Raw genomic sequence first — 1997 nt, forward strand, 5'->3', positions numbered from 1 at the left:
GTAGTTGTATTAACATTAACTGTTATGTTGCAAGATATATTTTTTATAAATATAAATAAACAATATACTGAAACACGTATTGGGGCGATTATTTTTTGTATTCGGATGTTGTTCGGGACATGGGTAGTATTTGTTACAGAAACTACTATAATTGCTGTCTCAAAAGTGACTGCAATTCAATTAATTATTTTACTTCTTTTTTGGGCATGTTCGAAGTATGTACAAAAAACTCGTGAAAATTGGCTAATTACTATAGTTGCTTTTGTTATTTATGGTGTTGGTACATACATGTATATTCAGTTTGCTTTTAGAGGCTATTAATATATCACCAGAAAAGTTAGTGGTTAGAAAGATGCATTTGTTAAATGTGTATATGAAGGAAGAGCGAATATAGGCTCTTTTTCTTTATATATAGGATAGGACATGTATCTTCTAATCCTCGTGGGACAAATCAAAATAGAGAACGGAAGGAATTATATGAACAAAAAAGAATTAAAATTAAAGCTACTGCAAAATCTAGGTGAAAGCTTAAAAGAAGATGGTTATAAAGTTAGGATTACACAACAAAGTTTTGTGAAAAAATTTGATAAAGGAAAAATTAGTATGCATTTAGCTTTTATCGATCATCCAGAAGATTTTCATGTGACGGTGGATGTGGGAATTCGGTTTGACGAATTAGAAAATATGAAAAATCAATGGGATGAAGGTTTAACAAGTAAAGAGAAAAAGGAAACCTATACGATTGGGGTTGAGTTAGGGAATTTAGTCCATAGGGAGCAAAAAAGATGGTGTGTTGAAAAGGAAACCGATATTTTGCCTGTTACCATAGATATATTAAAAGAGATCAAACAATATTTCATTCCATATATTGATAAGTATGTAGATATAGAAAATGTATTTGATTTATGTGTAAGAGATGATGATGAGGCTGGATTAATAGGGACAATATTTGATGGGACGCGAGCACAAAATGCTATTGGATTAGCCTTGTTATTAAATAAAGAAGAAATGTTAGAACAAATCATTGAGAAAAAGAGAGAGTATTTAAAGACGAGGGATAAATTTGAATTGGAGTTATTTGAAAACTTTCTTTTTAATATGAATCTAGGATAAACAAGGTTAGTTATTCATTTTCGTGATTATAGTGGGGTTAATTGTTTATATCTGGTTTTTCTGGTTGGAAAAACATTAAACTCTAGATTTTCTATTAATCATAAATATTAATAGCCCCTAGAAGGAAACATTTGACGTTTTTATGATTAGATACAAACTTCGAATGTAACTTATAGGGGTTTTTATTTACAGGTTTTATAATACTGGAAAGCCCATATCGAATTTTAGCCGGTTTGAGATAGTGCCTGCGAGTGATGATGGTGCAATGTAACCTTGAGCAGTAGCGATAGACTTAGCCTTTGGAAGCAAAAACCCCACAGAGTCTAGTCAACTTACCTTTTTAAAAAGTGTATCAAAGAATTATTTATTTGAGCTCAATTATATTATGTGAAATAGGAGTGAGAATCTTGTTCCAAACAATAATTTACGATAAAGCTAAATATCATTATGAAGGAGATTTCCCACAAGAATTACCGATGGAGCAAGCATTTGTACATACTGGAATGTTCTTAGGTTGGATTATTGATAATAATTTATTTAGTGATGAATTTTTAGAAGAGACCGAAGAGGAAATTAATAAATTTAAGCTTAGAAAAATGACTGGGACTCAAGTTTATATGTTCTGGGATGGGGTTTTAAGCGATGACATGTTAAATGATGAAGGGAATCAATTTGCAATAGATTATTTTGATTTTGAAAAAGGTTTATATTTAGATGATTATGATGATGTATTTTTAGAGTGTGATACATTATATCAAGTGCAAGATACTTGGGAAAATTACTTTAAATTAAAAGAAGTGATCGATATTAGGTATACAGAATGGAAAAAACTTAAAAATAACGGGTAAAGAGGACTTTAAGTAATGGAATATTTTTTGTTGCAA

Annotated in this window: 3 protein-coding genes; all 3 read left to right on the top strand. The window is 30.3% G+C overall.

What is annotated here, in order from left to right; all coding sequences use genetic code 11:
- A partial coding sequence (locus ACQGS6_RS27325) for a hypothetical protein (RefSeq protein WP_426965939.1) occupies positions 1-321 on the top strand: 321 nt, incomplete at its 5' end.
- A gap of 156 nt (positions 322-477) precedes the next feature.
- Positions 478-1113 (top strand): hypothetical protein, encoded by a 636-nt coding sequence (locus tag ACQGS6_RS27330; RefSeq protein WP_426965940.1) that lies wholly within the window; start codon positions 478-480, stop codon positions 1111-1113.
- Between the two features lie 407 nt (positions 1114-1520).
- The gene (locus ACQGS6_RS27335; protein ID WP_000487868.1) at positions 1521-1961 is read left to right on the top strand and encodes a hypothetical protein; all 441 of its coding nucleotides are present in this window, start codon (positions 1521-1523) and stop codon (positions 1959-1961) included.
- Positions 1962-1997: the final 36 nt, after the last annotated feature.

The sequence above is a fragment of the Bacillus sp. GMs2/2 genome (assembly GCF_050172095.1).
In the GTDB taxonomy this organism is placed as follows: domain Bacteria; phylum Bacillota; class Bacilli; order Bacillales; family Bacillaceae_G; genus Bacillus_A; species Bacillus_A cereus.

Excerpts from the sequence above, each read along its gene's own strand:
- ACQGS6_RS27330 (WP_426965940.1), top strand. The coding sequence starts at position 478 with ATGAACAAAAAAGAATTAAAATTAAAGCTACTGCAAAATCTAGGTGAA.